Genomic DNA, 16,855 nt, shown 5'->3' on the forward strand with positions numbered 1-16,855 from the left:
TGTTCCATATCTCCTCTTCATCATCCGTAACCTTAACGACCGTAAAAATATCCGGCAGGCGCATAATATTAGAAAGCGATAGATCATCGTTAAGAGAAAGCTCCTGAGCACAGCCTCTTAAAGCGCCTATATATCCTTTTGCGATCTCGCGGTTTATCTCAATATTTGCGCTTGCTCCCTCCTGATTGTAAACAGAGACGGAAACCTCAACCTTTCCTCTGGAAATTGCATTATTAACAAAGGATTTAAGCTTTTCGTCAAGATAGCCGTACGCTCTGGGAGTTCTGGCGGTAAATTCGTAATATCTGTGATTTACAGATCGTATTTCAACCAAAATTTCTCTGCCGTTGATAATACGGCGTTCCCTTCCGAAGCCTGTCATGCTCTTTATCATTTAACTGTCCTTTCCGCTGCTTTGCATATGTTCAGCCAATAAATATTCAACTTATATTATACCATTTCATATGCCAAATAGCAAGCAATTTTAATACAATTTTAATATTTATTTTACTTGCAATTGTTAATTTCGGTAAATATAGCTGACAGACTGTCTCCTATGCAGATATGAGGGTATTTCATAAAATCATCTCTTGACGTCGAACCTGTAGTAACGCCTGCAAAATCAACTCCGGCATTCATTGCAGTCTGAGCATCTATATAGCTGTCACCTATATAAAGTACATTTTCCTTAGGCTCATTAAATCTTTTGATTATTAAGTTAAGACCTGAAGGATCCGGCTTAGCCTGCTTAACATCCTCTCCTCCGACAATAATATCAACAGGAAAAGAGCCTGCCTGAATTTTAAAGGTATCTTCAATACGGTATCTGTACTTTGTTGAAACTATTCCGACCTTAAGTCCAGCGAGCTGAAGCACCTGTAATACCGCAATTGCGTCATTATAGAAAAATGTGTTTTTAACCATTTCCTTGTCCGCAATTTTAACATATTCCCTGCGCATATCCTCTCTCTGAGGATTATTCTCTATTCCCGTAAGAATGTCGAATGCGTCTGTAAGCGTAAGACCTATCGTTCTGTAAATTTTATTGTCATCCGGAATCTTATATCCGAACTCTTTTAAGGTATGCTTAAAACATATAAGTATACCCTTAGACGAATCCGCAAGCGTCAAATCAAAATCAAAAACATAAGCCGAGTATTTTCCCATATAACTACAGTCCTTTCATAAAAACAGGCAACCGTTTTATTTGGTTGCCTGAAAGCTATCTGATCTTTCCTGATATTTTATGCATTTCAGCCTTAATGGAATACATATTATCATCTGCCATTTTAAAAACGTTCATAATATCAGTTTTCGGAGAGCTGCCTTTAATTTTAGATTCATAGCAGCCTACAGCGGCTGAAACGCTGCTGTGATAAGCAAGATTAAATCTTTCGATTACAGAAAAAAGCTCTCTTCTTGCGCCTTCGGCAGTCAGCTCGCTGTTGACGAAAACCGAAACGAACTCATCTCCTCCTATCCTGAACGACTGAACGTCAGAACCGAATGCATTATTTATACACTGAGCCATATCCTTTATCAGCTTATCTCCGTTCATATGTCCAAGATTATCATTTGTTTCTTTAAGATTATTTAGATCCATTACAAGAAATCCGATCTTATCTCCGCAGCACAGCTTCTTTCCCAGCTTATCTATATACTGATCAAAGCTCATTCTGCTTCCGAGCTGAGTAAGGGAATCAGTATACAGAAGCTTTTTATATATACTGTTTTGGGCATTAAGCTCAAGAAAGTCCATAGCCTTATAAATTGCTATTCTGGCCAGCATTATAATAAATACAAGGAGACCTGTTTCAAACCAAACCGAATTTCTTGAACTATCATGATTCAGATAATATGAAACCATTTGAATCGCCGAAAAAGCGCCGAGGACAAACGTAGCATGAAGCAGACGCCTGCATGTTTTCCCATCCTTCTTCTTTCTGATATTTACAGCAATACAGATGACAACAGCGGCGAACGAGGTCAGAATAAGTAAATGTATAACAAACAGGCTGTTCATTATATCTAAGCCACCTGAAAGGAAGGATATGTTTAAAGCAATCAGAACAGTAAGATACGCTATACATATTCCTAATATAAACTTTCTGCCGTATACACAAAAATCCTTTATAAACATCAGGAATATAACCGGAAGAAGAGAAAAGGAAAAATATGAAATATACGCAACAACAGTAACTTCATTGGTAATAAACTGCAGTATCTGAGTATCGGTTATTATCCATACATTTGAAGTTAGAATGAAAGCGCCTAAATAAAAAAGGCATTTATTTCGGAAAGCAATTTTCTTAACTTTAAATATAAAATACACAACTATCAGACAAAGGGATATAAACAGCAGAAGTCCTGCAAAAATAACAGTAAAAAAATCCGACTTTATCAAAGCTCCGATTATTCCGCTCTCACTCCCGTATTTAAAAGACGGCAGAACTCCTTTTCCGTAAGGCGCTGTAAATATACAGGTTATCGTTTTTCCCTCATATTTATCAAAAAGTTTTACAAAACAATGTACATTTGACAAAACTTTGGACTTATCAAGACTCTGATCATCTCCGTATGAATATATTTCTTCAGAATCTGCAAGTATTCTGCACGACAGACCATGAGAATCAAAGAACAAGACTCCGGACGCCGGTATATCTTCAGGCAAAACATTTGTTATTTCTATAGAATCATAAAACTCATGACCGCTTAGAATATCGACGGGGTCTCCATTGCTTTTCCAGCCTGAATTAAAATCAACCGCTTCAGGAATATCTATACTTATATTTTCAACGTCTGTATGATTTCTGGCGTCGGCAGCTACAAATACCATGAGAAAAAGCAGAGCCGCAAATAAAATTACAGCTGCGGCTTTTCCTCCGCTGATAGAAATCTTGCCTTTCAACTTCGTCAAAATGTTATCTCCTCTCATAGAAGGATGAAATCGACCGCATAAGAGCCTGCCAGATAAAAACCTCGGAGCGCCGCTGAAAATCTGTAAAAGCTATTCAACAGTTACTGATTTAGCAAGATTTCTAGGCTTGTCAACATCATTCCCTCTGAGAACTGACGTATAATACGCAATAAGCTGCAGCGGCACAACGGTAAGCATTGGCATAAGAATATCGTCTATCGTTGGAAGACCGATCTTATAATCCGCAACATCGTCGTCAACATTAATATAATTGTGGGTAACGAAAATAACCTTTCCTCCCCTTGCTTTTACCTCTTTGGCGTTGCTGACGGTTTTGTCAAACAGATCGCGCTGAGTTGCAACGGCAATAAGCGGCATACTCTCGGTAACCAGCGAAATAGTTCCGTGCTTTAGCTCACCGGCGGCATAGGACTCGGAATGAATATATGAGATCTCCTTAAGCTTTAATGAGCCCTCCATCGAAAGAGCGTAATCAAGCCCTCTTCCGATATACAGCAGATTTTCAGCATTAATAAGCTGTGAAGCTACATACTGACAGGACTTTTCCTGCTTTAAGATAACGTCTATCATATTGGGAACGCCCTCAAGAACAGAGGTAAGACGCCTGCATTCGTCCTCGGAAATAGTGCCCTTTGAATAGGAAAGCAAAAAAGCAAGCAGATAAAACACCGAGATCTGAACGCTGTAAGCCTTTGTTGACGCTACGGAAATTTCAGGACCGGCATGAGTATAAATAACCATATCAGCCTCTCTTGCGATTGAAGAGCCTACAACGTTGACTATAGCAAGAGTCTGTGCGCCAAGACGCTTTGAAAGCTTCAGCGCCTCAAGCGTATCCGCAGTTTCTCCGGACTGAGATACTACAATAACAAGATCTCCCTTGCCGATTATAGGATCTCTGTAGCGAAATTCAGACGCTACATCTACGGTAACCGGCACTCTTGCAAGCTTTTCAATAACATATTTCCCCACCAATCCTGCGTGCATGGCTGTTCCGCAGGCAACTACAAATATACTGCTGTATGAAGCCAACTTTTCCGCAGTCAATCCGCATTCCTCAAGATCAGGCATTCCGTCTTTGATACGGGGAGAGATGGTCTGCTTTATTGCGTTCGGCTGCTCATTTATTTCCTTTAGCATAAAATGCTCATAGCCGCCCTTTTCAGCTGCTTCCATATCCCAGTCTGCAACCATCAGCTGCTTCTCTGCAGGAGTTCCGTATTTATCAAAGATCTGAGCCTTTCCTCCGCTGAGGACAGCTATCTCATCTGCTTCAAGCAGATAATAATTCCTTGTAAATTTTAATATAGCCGGAACGTCAGAAGCGATAAACGCCTCGTCTTCTCCTACTCCCACAATCAACGGAGAATCCTTTCTTACCGCATAAACCGACTCAGGAAAATCCTTGAATACGATCCCGAGAGCATACGAACCCTCAATATCGCCGAGAACCTTCTGTATAGTTTCCAGCGGATTACCGTTATAATAATAATCAAGAAGCTTTGCAACCGTTTCCGTATCAGTCTGGCTTTCAAAAACATAGCCTTTTTTTTGCAGAAAGCTTTTTATCTTCTGATAATTTTCTATTATTCCATTATGAACAATAGATATCTTTGCGTTACCGTGAGGGTGTGAATTAATATCCGACGGTTCTCCGTGAGTAGCCCATCTTGTATGACCTATACCGCATGAACCTCCGTGAATAACTCCGTCCTTATAAATCTTTTCTTTCAGGTCAGCAATTCTTCCTTTAGTCTTGCTTACCTTTATTTCACCGTCCTGAAAAACTGCAATTCCGGCAGAATCGTAACCTCTGTATTCCAACTTGCTCAGAGCGTCGAGCAAAACCTTTGTACAATCCTCTTTTCCAACATAACCGACTATACCGCACATAGTCAAAACTCCTTTCAGCGTTCATTAACGCAGTCAATACTGTATTGTATGGGATTTCAGTCAGAATGAAAACAAAATCCCCTCATATCCGCTTATAATCTTTATTTATAATATCACAAACAGCAAATAAAATCAAGTGTAATTAAAATTTTATAAACTACTTTTCTTTTAATAAAAAATATGTTATAATTATATAAATTATATTTTTACTGCTGTTTAATAATACGCATTGCTTGTGTAAATATCATCAATTTAAGTTCTCAGGTTTAGCAGAATAAACTGATATGATAGAGGTGTATTATGAAAAAATATATTGTATAATAGCACAAATAATTCTTTTGATATGGTTTTTTCTAGACATGACCGGCATATACTTCAAAGATAAGTGTTTAAGTCAAAATAAATAGTTTAACAAAGATATAAACTCGAAAATACAATTCGTAAAAACAATTTGCCGAGGAGGAATTTAAATGGAAAATATCAAAGCTTTAAAGGACAGATTTATAAGCATTTACAAAGAGCATATTACCCGGCCCGGTTCAGAACGGCTTCTTGAATGGCTGTTATCGGAAAGCAGCGATTTTTTTGCCGCTCCGGCTTCCACCAGATATCATGGAGCCTATGAAGGCGGCCTGTGCGAGCATTCGATAAACGTCTACGAATGTCTGAAGGATTACTGCGAACGAGAGCGTGTAAAAGAACTGTACGGCCTAGACTTTTCCGATGAAAGCATAGCTATTGTAGCACTGCTTCACGATATATGCAAGGTCAACCTTTACAGAATAAGCTACCGAAATGCTAAAAACGATGACGGAGTATGGGAAAAGGTTCCCTATTTTGATTTTTACGATCAGCTTCCCTACGGTCACGGCGAAAAATCGGTCTACATAATTACCGGTTTTATGAGGCTTACCAGAGAGGAAGCCTTTGCGATCAGATGGCATATGGGTTTTTCCGGAGAAGAAAATAAAAATACTATCGGCAAGGCTCTTGAAATGTTTCCGCTTGCTCTCGCCGTTCATATTGCAGATATGGAAGCTACGTTTTTAATGGAGGGCGGAAAGCTCTGAACGGAATATCTGCCTGCGGCTTCTTACTCGGTAAATTCAGAACTTATATTATTTATTATAAAACAAAAACAAACTGCGCCGGCAGGCTTTTAGACTGCCGGCGCAGTTATATCATACAGCAATATGACAAATGTAATACGATATTCTGTCAAATGTAACTTACCGATCTTAAATTATTGTGATATACTTAAACCATAGAAAGGACGTGTCAACATGAATGAGTTTGTATCGGTAAAAAATCTTATAAAAAACTACGGAGATTTCTGCGCATTGGACAATCTCAGCTTTTCAGTCGAAAAAGGCGAGATATTCGGACTGCTCGGACCTAACGGCGCAGGAAAATCAACTGCAATAAACATTATGACAACACTGGACGGTTACACAAAAGGTACAGTCGAAATCGCCGGAATGAATATTGAAAAGCACAGGAACGAAATTAAAAGGCTTATAGGCTTAGTGCCTCAGGATATAGCCGTATATCCCTTTCTTTCGGCTGCTGAGAACGTTAAGTTCTTTGCTTCACTTTATGGAATAAAGGGAAAAGAGCTTGATGACGCAGCAAATGAAGCTCTTGGATTTGTCGGACTTGCCGATAAGTCTAAAATGAAGCCGAAGCATATGTCGGGAGGAATGAAACGCCGTCTGAATATTGCCTGCGGAATTGCCCATTCTCCGCAGCTTATTATTATGGACGAACCGACAGTAGGTGTTGACGCGCAGTCAAGAGAACATATTCTCAATTCAATTAAAGTTCTGAGAGAGCGGGGAGCTACGGTAATTTATACATCACATTATATGAACGAGGTAGAACAGATATGCGACAGGATAGCCATTATTGACAAGGGACAGCTTGTAGCCTGCGGAACTGAACAAGAGCTTGTATCATTGGTTACAGATTATAAATGCTTTAAGCTAAAAACCAGAATACCATCTGACTTTGACGAAAAACAGTTTATCAAAAACATAGTCAATCTCCCCTCCGTTCATGCGGCTGCTGTCAGCGGTGATATAATACAGATCGAAACAACCCTGGAATGTTCTGATTTTTCTGAAATACTTGAACATATAAGACAGCTCAGGCTGCCGATCATAAGCGTTGTATCCGAGATTCCCGACCTTGACAGCGTATTCCTGACGCTTACGGGTCACGAAATGAGATAGGGGTGCGAAATAATGCTTGCAGTTATAATAAAAGAGATCAAAGGGTTTTTCAGAGCGGGCAGCCAGCTTTTTTTCTGTATCTTTTTCCCCTCGCTAATGGTATTTCTTCTGGGAAACCTGCTTGAAAATCTGGATATATCCGATTATGAGATAGGAAAAATAACCTTAGGATACTATTCTGAGGACGGTTCAGATTTAGCTGAAGAATATTTTAAAGACCTTGAAGAACAGGATATACTCACCTTAAAGCATTTTGATTCCATGGAGAAGGCAGAAGCTGAGGTAAAAGCCGGAAAGCTTTCCGCCTGCGCCGTGACAAAAGAAAATAATATAATGCTTTTAACAGGAGATGACGGTATCAAGAACCGTTCTTTAGAAGCTATGACCAAAGGCTTTCTTTATATGAACCAAACCTATACTGCCTGTGCGGCAAATACGGACGATCCTCTTGCGCTTACTCAGCTTCAGCCCTCCGATCAGGAATATACAATAACCAAAGGACTTGGAATAGAACGCTCAATGATAGATTATTACGCAGTCGCAATGGTCGTTATGACAGTATTTATGTGTTCTATGATCGCAGGCGGTGAATGCTTTGTCAGCGAATATAGGGATAATACTATGTATAGACTGTACATATCGCCTATAAGCCGCGCTAAACTGTTTTTTGCTAAAATATTAGGCGCATTCCCTATGACGATAATACAGATAGCGGTTATAATGGTAGTCAGTATTGTGTTCTTCGGAGCTCATTACGCTGACGGAACAGTCAATAATCTGCTGCTGTTTCTCATGCTGTTTACAGCTTCATTAGCAGCGCTGTCTGTCGGTGTGTTTGCAGGATTGTTTTTTAAAAAGATTTCCCCCGGTGCAGTTTTTCAGCCGCTGGCGTGGATAATGCTGTTCTTCTCCGGCTCATTTTCAAAAGAAATATATATAGAGGGATTTACAAATATCTGTCCGCCTTATATAATCCAACAGGCGGCTTTTGAGCTTACTCTTTTCGGAAATAAGGAGGCGGCTGTTAAGGTAACCGCCGTAAGCGCCGCAATATTTATTGCTCTTATGATTCTGGGAGTTTTAAAATTCAGCAGAAAGGAGGGCGTATAATGAGCAGTATTATTAAAATCATGAAAAACGCCGTAAAGAGAAACCGTATGTTTGTTCTCATTGCACTGCTGGGAGCATTAATGCTCTGCGTATGCTTTGAAACTTTCGCAATGGCACAAGATATGTTAGGGTCTAAAAGCGGAAACGACAGGATCTCAGTAGGCGTTGTAGATAATGATAAAAGTCCTCTTTCGGATAATTTTAAAGACTATCTTTCCGAAAATCTTAATATGGACGTACAAACAGGGTTATCCTTTGATGAGCAGTCAAGGCTATTGATTAATACTGATATTTCTGCTATAATAGAAATACCGCAGGGATTTGATTCGGAAGCAGTCGGCGGAACTGTCATGCCTCTTACCGTTACAACAGCAAATGATTATGAAAATACAGCCTTTATCCGGTCATATATTGATATTTATATGCAAAGCCTGTCCATAGCCGTTCAGGCGTCGGAAGGCAACGGAAATAAACTTCAAAATATTCTTTCCGATATATCACAGGAGAACGTTACGCTCACAACCGAGAATGCTGTTGAATACGACAAGGATGAAACTACTGCGGCGGCATTTGAAATATCTTCCGGATTTTTCATTATGATCGTAATGTCAGTATGCATAATAGTTTCATTTACAGTGCTTGACGATAAGTCCACAAAAACCTATGAGCGTATGCAGATCTCAAATGTAAAGCCTTACGAATATATAATCGGTACTGCGGTATTCGGAGCCGCCCTTTGTATACTTCTTGGCGCTGTTCCTCTGATAACTATTTTTATACGCGGTTACTATATCGGTATAAGCTACGGACTTGCAGTACTTATGTATCTGCTGTATATTCTTTTTGTAATAGGTTTTGCTTTAATGCTTTCAATGCTGGAAGCTTCAAGAATGGCTATAACCACTATAGTCATAGGCTTCGGCACTATCGGCTGTATTCTCGGCGGAGCATGGTTTCCGATAACTGACAGTGTAGGAGCGCTTAAAAACTTTTCATATATTATGCCGCAATATTGGTTTATGGATATTATTAAAAGGAAAACTGCCGACCCTGACAGCAGCTGCATTTCAAATCTTATTATACTTGCGCTTTTTGCGGTTCTGATGTATCTGATCTCCGCAATGATATATACAAAAAAGAAAAACCGCTGATCGATTAGAAATATTACGGAGCAACTGTTTTATGAATAAAGCTGTACTTTACCTTACCGTTAAGCTGACGGCACTTGCCGCCTGTGCTGCATATTGTATTATGGGAGAAAGCGACGCTGCCATAGCGGTAATATCCTCTCTCTCATTGTGCTGCTTACTTTTCGCAGACGCTTTTTTATACAGATATAAATTCAGCAGAATAGCTTCCCTGATCATTTCTACAGTAAGCGCAGTAATATGCCTTTATACCGATAAATCGTTCTTTTTCCCTCTGCTTGCCGTTATTTTTCTGTGTACAGCAGACTCGCTTATAACAAACTCCTCGTTCTGGTCGATCTCGGGAGTTGCACTGCTTCTTATGACTATGATCTTCACTCCTGATCTTGTTTCCGCAGTTACGGCTTTGATCTGCACCGTTTTCTTTTTCATCGGCAGATCAGCCGTTGAAAAGCTTTTAAATTATCAGGACGAATTAACTGATTATAGAACACGGCTGGCAGAACAAAAACAGAAAATCGCAGATATGAAAAGCTACGCTTCGTCGTTGAAGCGATCTTCTGCACTTGAGGAAAGAAACAGGTTCGCCGCCCGAATACATGACGAGCTGGGGCATGGTATTTCTGGCAGTATCATAATGCTTGAAGCGGCAAAAATAAATCTCAGGTCAGCTCCTGATAAAGCTGAAGAGATATTGGATAAAGCTGTTGAAAATCTCAGAAAGGGTGTAGACCGTATCCGCGCTTCACTCAGAGAGGAACGTCCCGACAGAGAAACTCTGGGGCTTAGCGGTATTAAAACTTTACTGAAACAGTTTTCTATAAGCTATAATATAAAAACCGAAATAAGCGTATCCGAACGTCTTGATAATATACCCCCTCAGGTATGGCTTTGCATACGGGAAAACCTTACCGAAGCTCTTACCAATACCCTTAAACACTCGGATGCCGACAGCTTTTCAGTGAGTATCCAGTCCTACAGTAAAATAATCCGAGTTGAATTAAAGGACAACGGCAAATCGTCAAGCAGCTTCGATAAAGGAATGGGTCTTGAATCAATAGAAGAACGCACTGCTGTCTGTGGCGGCAGATGTATATTCAGAAACGGTCAGAACGGATTTTCCGTATTAACAATTTTTATTCGGGAGTCAGAACTATGATTAATATATTGATCGCAGACGATGACGCATTGATACGGGACGGGCTTAAAATGCTTATAGAATCCCAGAGCGATTTTAATATTATCGGAATAGCCGCAAACGGTAAAGAAGCAGTCGCTCTCAGCCGCAGCTATAAGACAGACGTTGCCTTGCTGGATATCCGAATGCCTGTAATGGACGGTATCGAAGCGGCCGGCTTTATGATAAAAGAGTCGCTCTGCTCCCCTTTGCTACTTACTACCTTTGACGAGGAAGATTTTATAATAAAAGCGCTGAAATCAGGAGTGAGCGGATATATTCTGAAAAACAGCCCCGCCGAAATGATATTTAATTCAATTCGTACTGTCAGTACCGGCGGAACGGTATTTCAGGACGATATTTTGAAATATGTCCGTGAACGCGTAGGAAGAAGCGGAGCGTCCAGCATATTTACGCTTTTGACGGAACGGGAAAACGATATAGTGAAATTAATAGCAAAAGGTTTATCTAATCAGGAAATAGCCGATAAGCTTTATATTTCAAACGGAACAGTACGAAATTATATAAGTGTTATTCTTGAAAAGACCGGACTTGATCACCGAACTCAGATAGCAGTAAAATATCTTACAAAATAATTGAACCGGCAGAGTTTAATTCTGCCGGTTCTTTGTAATATTTACGGACAAATTCCCGTATAAATAAAACAGAGCAGATCACTGATCCGCTCTGTTTATTGAGTGAAGTAATTATGTAAAATTACTTTTCCCCTTTAAGCTCAGCCATGCACTCTGAGCATACAGTCTTACCCTTATACTCAACAACATCTTCAGCGCTGTTGCAGAATACACAAGTACGCTGGAACTTCTTAAGGATGATCATATCGTTATCTGTGTAGATCTCGATAGCGTCCTTAACAGCCAAATCAAATGTTCTTCTAAGTTCAATTGGCAATACAATTCTTCCGAGTTCGTCAACTCTTCTTACAATACCGGTAGATTTCATTGTAACATTCTCCTTTTTAATAAATTACACCATGCCAACTAGTGTAAGTTTATTATACAATGTATGTCGATTATTGTCAATACCTATTTTGGAAAAATATCTTGAAAAATGCTAGAATTAAGAAAAGCTTAATAAATATATATGTTTATTTATACCTGAGAGGTGAAATATTTGCTTAACTGTACGATTATTCTTTTCATTATAATAGCTGTAATTTTCTCTGTCTTTTCCGGAAATATATCTGAGGTTTCAAACTCGGCACTGAATTCCTCAGTCGGCGCAGTAGAACTGGTAATTCAGCTTGCCGGCTCGATGGCGCTGTGGGGTGGAATTATGGCGGTAGCGGAAAAAAGCGGACTTACATTAAAAATAAACAAAGTTATAGGCACATTATTAAGACCGTTTTTCAGGAGCCTTGACAAAAACGGAAAGGCTATGCAGGCGGTAACAATGAATGTTACTGCAAATCTGCTCGGAATAGGAAACGCAGCTACTCCTCTCGGGATAAAAGCAATGAAGGAAATTCTGCATGAAGAAAAAGCAGGCTATACCACACGAAGCACGGCAATGCTTATCCTGCTTAATACTGCTTCTATTCAGCTGCTTCCCGTAACTATAAGTACGATAAGGCTGAAATATAATTCCTCCGCCCCGTGGGACTGTATCGCCCCTATTCTGCTAAATTCCCTTATATCATTGGCCTTCGGTGCTGCGGCAGTATATATCCTCTTCGGAAAAAGAAGCAGAATAAGAAGAACTCTTAAAATTCCTAAGCAGACTTATTTTAAGAAAGGAGGATATGCTCCTTAGGTGCATATAAAATAGATGCTTATATCAAATCTTGCAGCGCCCGTTCTAATACTTGCCGTGCTTCTTTACGGAGCAATAAAGAAAGTCGATATTTTCAGTGTTTTTACAGAAGGCGCAATGGAAAATTTAAAGGTAGCCGTAAATATTCTGCCGGCTCTTATCCTTCTGATGACTGCGGTCGGAATGCTTTCGGCTTCAGGGGCGCTCAACGCTTTTGCGGAGCTTTTATCTCCGTTCTTAGGCAAGCTCGGCTTCCCCTCCGAGGTGCTTCCTCTGGCGCTGATCCGACCTGTATCCGGAAGCGGCTCACTTGCCGTACTTGATAATATTCTGTCGCTTTCGGGAGCAGACAGCTTTGCAGGCAGAGTTGCCGCAGTTTTAATGGGCTCTACTGAAACTACATTCTACACAATAGCTGTATACTATTCTGCGGTACGACTTAAAGCAGAGATCCCGGTTTTTATCTCTTCACTTACAGCAGATTTTGCGGGATTTGTATTTTCAGCGCTTATTGTCAGACTATTTTATTAGAATACACTTTAGAAAACAACAAAGCGGACGGTAATTTCAACCGTCCGCTTAATTATTTTCATTTCATAGGTTATTTTAATTCAAACGATTTTACCCACTCAAGCAAAGCGTCCTCGTATTTTTCCTTATCCGAAGATAAGCAATATGCGTTAACGCTCCAAATAGCGTCATCGCCCTTTATAAGACCTTCGATAACATAACATTTCTGCTTTTCCTTCAGCGTTCCGATAGCTGAATCATAGTAGCAGGCGTATACAAGATCGCCGTCCTTTTTGAACTCGCCGTCAAAGCCTCCGGCTTCAGCCAATGACGCATATTCGTCTATCGAAACCGATTCAATACCAGGATTATCACTGTAATTGAGCTTTGATATATTAACGGCTGCCTTCTCACTGGTATAAAACGCTACAATGTCCTTATCGCTGCTGGATTCCTTCTTAAGCGTACGAGGTATATTCATTGTAAAGCCAGAACCAGATACTTCCTTATAAGTTCCGGAATGAGTAAGGCTAAAAACGTTTTTATAATATTGATACCCAAAACCAACTGCTGCGATAACAACGATTATAATTATGCTGACAAGCGCCCTCGGCAGTCCCTTTTTCTTTGAAACAGCAGCGACAGGCGAAACTACAGGAGAATCATTAAGACTTTCCGAAATTCCTCCGTTCAAACCGCTCTCAGAAGAATTTTCGTATGTAACAGGATTTCCGCAGGAACAATAAATTTCGCCTTCAGGCACATCATTTCCACAATATTTGCATTTCAAGAGATAACCCCCTATAAATTATTAAATAATAAAATAATTATACATCGAATATGTTAAAAAGTCAATAGTTTAAGTAAATAATTTTTAATATATTTATTTGAGTTTCATAACATATGATAACTGACAAAATCGGCCTTTTAATAAAATATTAACAGCTCTGATTCAATTTAAACTTATGTTCCACGTGGAACATTTTTTATTTTCCGAAAACAACAGAATATAAATACAAAACTGCCGCAGAGAAAATACTTCTCTGCGGCAGTTTTTCATATTACCTCAGCCGCATTTACGGCAGTTTTCACGGTATATTTCTGAGCTTAATCATCAAAGCTTACAGTACCGACCCATTCGTCGATCTTGGAAGCAAAAATTGATTTGTACTTTTCAAGACACTGGAAATCAAGTAAATAATATTTTGCATCTTTCTTTACGCAGGTCATATAATTATATACTTTCTTCCCCTTTGAATTAACTATTGTATACTTCAAAACATTTCCGTCCAGACTTTCCTTCTTATATTCTTGACCTTGCTGATCAAATACAGAATCCATAAGAGAAATAAAAATTTCTTCAGTAACTGCCGAAAGTCCGTCTACGTCTTTATAGTCAATAATTACATAAGCAAAGCCTACATAGCCGTTGCCATAACCTTCAGCTTTTGCATCAAACAGACTGTTGGTATTCATAAGTTTTGAAAATGCATTACCTTCATCGGTTTCTTCCATAGAAATTGGCAGCTTTACCGTAAAACCGTCAAGCTTATATGTCTTGGAAACAAAATATCTGACGTAGAAATATCCTGCCGAACCTAAAATAATTGCTAGGATGATAATTACAGATACAAGCGTTTTATGACTCTTTTTTACAGTTCTGACTGCAGGAACAGCTTCGTTTACAGCATTCGGATTTGAGCCAAAAACCAATCCGCTGCTGGATATTCCGGGCATTTCTACTTTTCTTGTTCCGCAATTTGAACAGAATTGTTCATTTATACCTAATTCAGTTCCGCATACAGTACACTTCATATTAAATTACCCCCCTATAAAATTCAGCGCTTAAAGGTAAGCTTATTTTCAGTCAGCCTTTTTCTTTGCTTCAATATCAGCCAAAGCGTCTTTTCTGGAGAGATTTATTCTTCCCTGCTGATCTATCTCCATTACCTTAACAACGATCTCGTCGCCGATCGAAACAATGTCCTCAACCTTTTCTACCCTTGATTTATCAAGCTTGGAAATATGAACAAGACCGTCTTTTCCGGGAGCGATCTCAACAAACGCACCGAAATTCATAATGCGTACGACCTTGCCCTTGTAAATAGCACCTACCTCAGGATCGTTTGCAATAGTGTTTATAATAGAGATAGCCTGCTCTGCCTTAGCCTTATCAAGTCCTGAAACAAAAACGTTTCCGTCCTCTTCAATATCGATCTTAACATCGCACTCAGCGGAGATCTTCTGAATAACCTTTCCGCCTGAACCGATTACTTCGCGTATTTTATCAACAGGAACCTTTGTTGTAAGCATTTTAGGCGCCCACTGATTTACTTCTGCTCTCGGCTCTGGAATAGCCTTGAGCATAACCTCGTCAAGTATATAATCCCTTGCCTTGTGAGTCTTTGCAAACGCTTCCTTTATAATATCAGGTGTAAGTCCGTCAACCTTGATGTCGACCTGAATAGCCGTAATACCGTTCTTTGTTCCGCCTACCTTAAAGTCCATATCTCCGTAGAAGTCCTCAAGGCCCTGAATGTCTACCATAGTCATCCAGCTTCCGTCCTCCTTGGTGATAAGACCGCAGGAAATACCCGCAACCGGAGCCTTGATAGGAACTCCTGCGTCCATAAGTGCAAGCGTTGAACCGCATATCGAACCCTGAGAGGTCGAACCGTTGGAGGAAAGAACCTCTGAAACCATACGAATAGCATACGGGAACTCTTCAACGCTTGGAATAACAGGAACGAGAGCCTTTTCAGCAAGTGCGCCGTGACCTATCTCACGTCTTCCCGGACCTCTTGAAGGCCTTGTTTCTCCTACTGAATAGGACGGGAAATTATAGTGATGAATATATCTCTTGCTGTCCTCCTCGTCAAGACCGTCAAGTCTTTGAGCGTCGCTTACAGGACCGAGAGTACATATAGTCATGACCTGAGTCTGACCTCTTGTAAACAAACCTGAGCCGTGTACTCTTGGGAGCATTCCTACTTCTGCTGCAAGCGGTCTTATATCGTCTATTCCTCTTCCGTCTACACGCTTGCCCTCGTAGAGCCAATCTCTTACAATAGTTTTCTGAAGCTTATAAACTACCTCTCCGATTATCTCAGGAAGCTGAGGATACTTTTCACTGAATACTTCAACGATCTCATCGGTAACAGGCTGCATTCTTGCATCTCTTACGTTCTTATCATCCGTATCAAGCGCAAATTTTATCTTATCTCCGACAGAAGCCATTATCTCGTCCAGCATATCGTGGTCAAGCTCCATTGACTCGAATTCAAACTTAGGCTTGCCTATCTCCGCAGTTATCTCATTGATAAAGGCAACCATTTTCTTGATTTCCTCATGTCCTTTGAGAATAGCTTCAAGCATAAGATCGTCCGGAACCTCATCAGCTCCCGCTTCGATCATTACTATTTTATCCATAGAACCGGCTACCGTAAGATTTAAATGATTAACCTCTCTCTGAGCAAGAGTAGGGTTAAGCACGATCTCTCCGTCAACAAGTCCAACGCTTATTCCTGCGATAGGGCCTGCCCACGGAATGTCTGAGATCGAAATTGCTATAGAAGCCGCAACCATACCCGCAATTTCAGGCGAACAGTCAGGATCTACCGCAAGAACAGTCATGACAACCGAAACGTCGTTTCTCATATCCTTAGGGAAAAGAGGTCTGATAGGACGATCAACCATTCTTGAAGTAAGGATCGCCTTTTCAGTCGGCTTTCCCTCTCTCTTCATAAAAGAGCCAGGTATCTTTCCTACCGAATAAAGCCTTTCCTCGTAATCAACTGAAAGAGGGAAAAAGTCGATCCCGTCTCTTGGCTTTTCAGAAGCCGTAACGTTAGCCATTACAACGGTCTCTCCGTATCTTACCCAGCAGGAGCCGTTGGAAAGCTGACAGGTCTTTCCCGTTTCAACTATAAAAGTGCGTCCAGCATATGTGGTTTCAAATTTTCTGTAGTTTTCAAACATTTAAATACTTCCTCCAAACAATAATATATATTGACAGGCGAAGCATTAGCAATAAACAGACCCCGCGAAAGCTCGTGAATTCTGTTTAATGCTAAAA

Annotated in this window: 16 protein-coding genes; 8 read left to right on the forward strand and 8 right to left on the reverse strand. The window is 40.1% G+C overall.

Annotated elements, in window-relative coordinates; translation table 11 throughout:
- The 4 genes from ACYQ0H_RS10165 to glmS all read right to left on the reverse strand — a co-directional run.
- Nucleotides 1-394 (reverse strand): YicC/YloC family endoribonuclease (locus ACYQ0H_RS10165; RefSeq protein WP_459812724.1); only part of this gene is annotated, 394 nt, incomplete at its 3' end.
- Nucleotides 395-507: 113 nt separating this feature from the next.
- Nucleotides 508-1,167, reverse strand: coding sequence for an HAD family hydrolase (locus ACYQ0H_RS10170; protein ID WP_459812725.1), 660 nt, complete (start codon nucleotides 1,165-1,167; stop codon nucleotides 508-510).
- A 55-nt stretch (nucleotides 1,168-1,222) separates the two neighbouring features.
- Nucleotides 1,223-2,917, reverse strand: a complete 1,695-nt coding sequence (locus tag ACYQ0H_RS10175) for a sensor domain-containing diguanylate cyclase (protein ID WP_459812726.1) — start codon at nucleotides 2,915-2,917, stop codon at nucleotides 1,223-1,225.
- A 90-nt stretch (nucleotides 2,918-3,007) separates the two neighbouring features.
- Nucleotides 3,008-4,831 carry a glutamine--fructose-6-phosphate transaminase (isomerizing) gene (gene glmS / locus ACYQ0H_RS10180; protein ID WP_459812727.1) on the reverse strand — a complete coding sequence of 608 codons (1,824 nt, stop codon included), beginning with the start codon at nucleotides 4,829-4,831 and terminating at the stop codon, nucleotides 3,008-3,010.
- A 470-nt stretch (nucleotides 4,832-5,301) separates the two neighbouring features.
- Here glmS and ACYQ0H_RS10185 point away from each other — a divergent pair, with 470 nt between their 5' ends.
- From ACYQ0H_RS10185 to ACYQ0H_RS10210, 6 genes are all read left to right on the forward strand, one after another.
- Nucleotides 5,302-5,901: an HD domain-containing protein gene (locus ACYQ0H_RS10185; protein ID WP_459812728.1), complete on the forward strand. Its 600-nt coding sequence runs from the start codon at nucleotides 5,302-5,304 to the stop codon at nucleotides 5,899-5,901.
- A gap of 213 nt (nucleotides 5,902-6,114) precedes the next feature.
- Nucleotides 6,115-7,062 carry an ABC transporter ATP-binding protein gene (locus ACYQ0H_RS10190; protein WP_459812729.1) on the forward strand — a complete coding sequence of 316 codons (948 nt, stop codon included), beginning with the start codon at nucleotides 6,115-6,117 and terminating at the stop codon, nucleotides 7,060-7,062.
- A gap of 12 nt (nucleotides 7,063-7,074) precedes the next feature.
- Complete coding sequence (locus tag ACYQ0H_RS10195) at nucleotides 7,075-8,172, forward strand: ABC transporter permease (RefSeq protein WP_459812730.1); 1,098 nt, start codon at nucleotides 7,075-7,077, stop codon at nucleotides 8,170-8,172.
- Nucleotides 8,172-9,323 carry an ABC transporter permease gene (locus ACYQ0H_RS10200; protein WP_459812731.1) on the forward strand — a complete coding sequence of 384 codons (1,152 nt, stop codon included), beginning with the start codon at nucleotides 8,172-8,174 and terminating at the stop codon, nucleotides 9,321-9,323. Before ACYQ0H_RS10195 ends, ACYQ0H_RS10200 begins: the two co-directional genes overlap by 1 nt.
- Nucleotides 9,324-9,354: 31 nt before the next feature.
- Nucleotides 9,355-10,479: a sensor histidine kinase gene (locus ACYQ0H_RS10205; RefSeq protein ID WP_459812732.1), complete on the forward strand. Its 1,125-nt coding sequence runs from the start codon at nucleotides 9,355-9,357 to the stop codon at nucleotides 10,477-10,479.
- Nucleotides 10,476-11,093, forward strand: coding sequence for a response regulator (locus ACYQ0H_RS10210; protein WP_459812733.1), 618 nt, complete (start codon nucleotides 10,476-10,478; stop codon nucleotides 11,091-11,093). The genes ACYQ0H_RS10205 and ACYQ0H_RS10210 overlap by 4 nt, the downstream gene beginning before the upstream one ends.
- A 121-nt stretch (nucleotides 11,094-11,214) precedes the next feature.
- On the opposite strand, the gene ACYQ0H_RS10215 is transcribed toward ACYQ0H_RS10210, so the two are convergent.
- The gene (locus ACYQ0H_RS10215) at nucleotides 11,215-11,460 is read right to left on the reverse strand and encodes an AbrB/MazE/SpoVT family DNA-binding domain-containing protein (protein WP_459812734.1); all 246 of its coding nucleotides are present in this window, start codon (nucleotides 11,458-11,460) and stop codon (nucleotides 11,215-11,217) included.
- Between the two features lie 171 nt (nucleotides 11,461-11,631).
- On the opposite strand from ACYQ0H_RS10215, the gene ACYQ0H_RS10220 reads away from it, so the two are divergent.
- A complete protein-coding gene (locus ACYQ0H_RS10220) occupies nucleotides 11,632-12,270 on the forward strand; it encodes a nucleoside recognition domain-containing protein (RefSeq protein ID WP_459812735.1) in 639 nt (212 codons plus the stop codon).
- A gap of 15 nt (nucleotides 12,271-12,285) precedes the next feature.
- On the forward strand, nucleotides 12,286-12,801 hold the full coding sequence (locus tag ACYQ0H_RS10225) for a spore maturation protein (protein WP_459812736.1): 516 nt from the start codon (nucleotides 12,286-12,288) through the stop codon (nucleotides 12,799-12,801).
- A 70-nt stretch (nucleotides 12,802-12,871) separates the two neighbouring features.
- On the opposite strand, the gene ACYQ0H_RS10230 is transcribed toward ACYQ0H_RS10225, so the two are convergent.
- From ACYQ0H_RS10230 to ACYQ0H_RS10240, 3 genes are all read right to left on the reverse strand, one after another.
- Complete coding sequence (locus tag ACYQ0H_RS10230) at nucleotides 12,872-13,570, reverse strand: hypothetical protein (protein ID WP_459812737.1); 699 nt, start codon at nucleotides 13,568-13,570, stop codon at nucleotides 12,872-12,874.
- A gap of 317 nt (nucleotides 13,571-13,887) precedes the next feature.
- Nucleotides 13,888-14,595, reverse strand: coding sequence for a zinc-ribbon domain-containing protein (locus ACYQ0H_RS10235; RefSeq protein WP_459812738.1), 708 nt, complete (start codon nucleotides 14,593-14,595; stop codon nucleotides 13,888-13,890).
- Between the two features lie 48 nt (nucleotides 14,596-14,643).
- Nucleotides 14,644-16,758, reverse strand: coding sequence for a polyribonucleotide nucleotidyltransferase (locus ACYQ0H_RS10240; RefSeq protein ID WP_459812739.1), 2,115 nt, complete (start codon nucleotides 16,756-16,758; stop codon nucleotides 14,644-14,646).
- Nucleotides 16,759-16,855 lie beyond the last annotated feature (97 nt).

This window comes from Hominimerdicola intestinalis (assembly GCF_054655215.1).

Bases quoted from the DNA above. Each gene is read 5' to 3' on its own strand.
- ACYQ0H_RS10200 (WP_459812731.1), top strand. From the start codon at position 8,172: ATGAGCAGTATTATTAAAATCATGAAAAACGCCGTAAAGAGAAACCGT.
- ACYQ0H_RS10205 (WP_459812732.1), top strand. From the start codon at position 9,355: ATGAATAAAGCTGTACTTTACCTTACCGTTAAGCTGACGGCACTTGCC.
- ACYQ0H_RS10225 (WP_459812736.1), top strand. From the start codon at position 12,286: ATGCTTATATCAAATCTTGCAGCGCCCGTTCTAATACTTGCCGTGCTT.
- ACYQ0H_RS10185 (WP_459812728.1), top strand. From the start codon at position 5,302: ATGGAAAATATCAAAGCTTTAAAGGACAGATTTATAAGCATTTACAAA.
- ACYQ0H_RS10190 (WP_459812729.1), top strand. From the start codon at position 6,115: ATGAATGAGTTTGTATCGGTAAAAAATCTTATAAAAAACTACGGAGAT.
- ACYQ0H_RS10210 (WP_459812733.1), top strand. From the start codon at position 10,476: ATGATTAATATATTGATCGCAGACGATGACGCATTGATACGGGACGGG.
- ACYQ0H_RS10215 (WP_459812734.1), bottom strand. From the start codon at position 11,460: ATGAAATCTACCGGTATTGTAAGAAGAGTTGACGAACTCGGAAGAATT.
- ACYQ0H_RS10240 (WP_459812739.1), bottom strand. From the start codon at position 16,758: ATGTTTGAAAACTACAGAAAATTTGAAACCACATATGCTGGACGCACT.
- glmS (WP_459812727.1), bottom strand. From the start codon at position 4,831: ATGTGCGGTATAGTCGGTTATGTTGGAAAAGAGGATTGTACAAAGGTT.
- ACYQ0H_RS10235 (WP_459812738.1), bottom strand. From the start codon at position 14,595: ATGAAGTGTACTGTATGCGGAACTGAATTAGGTATAAATGAACAATTC.
- ACYQ0H_RS10170 (WP_459812725.1), bottom strand. From the start codon at position 1,167: ATGGGAAAATACTCGGCTTATGTTTTTGATTTTGATTTGACGCTTGCG.
- ACYQ0H_RS10195 (WP_459812730.1), top strand. From the start codon at position 7,075: ATGCTTGCAGTTATAATAAAAGAGATCAAAGGGTTTTTCAGAGCGGGC.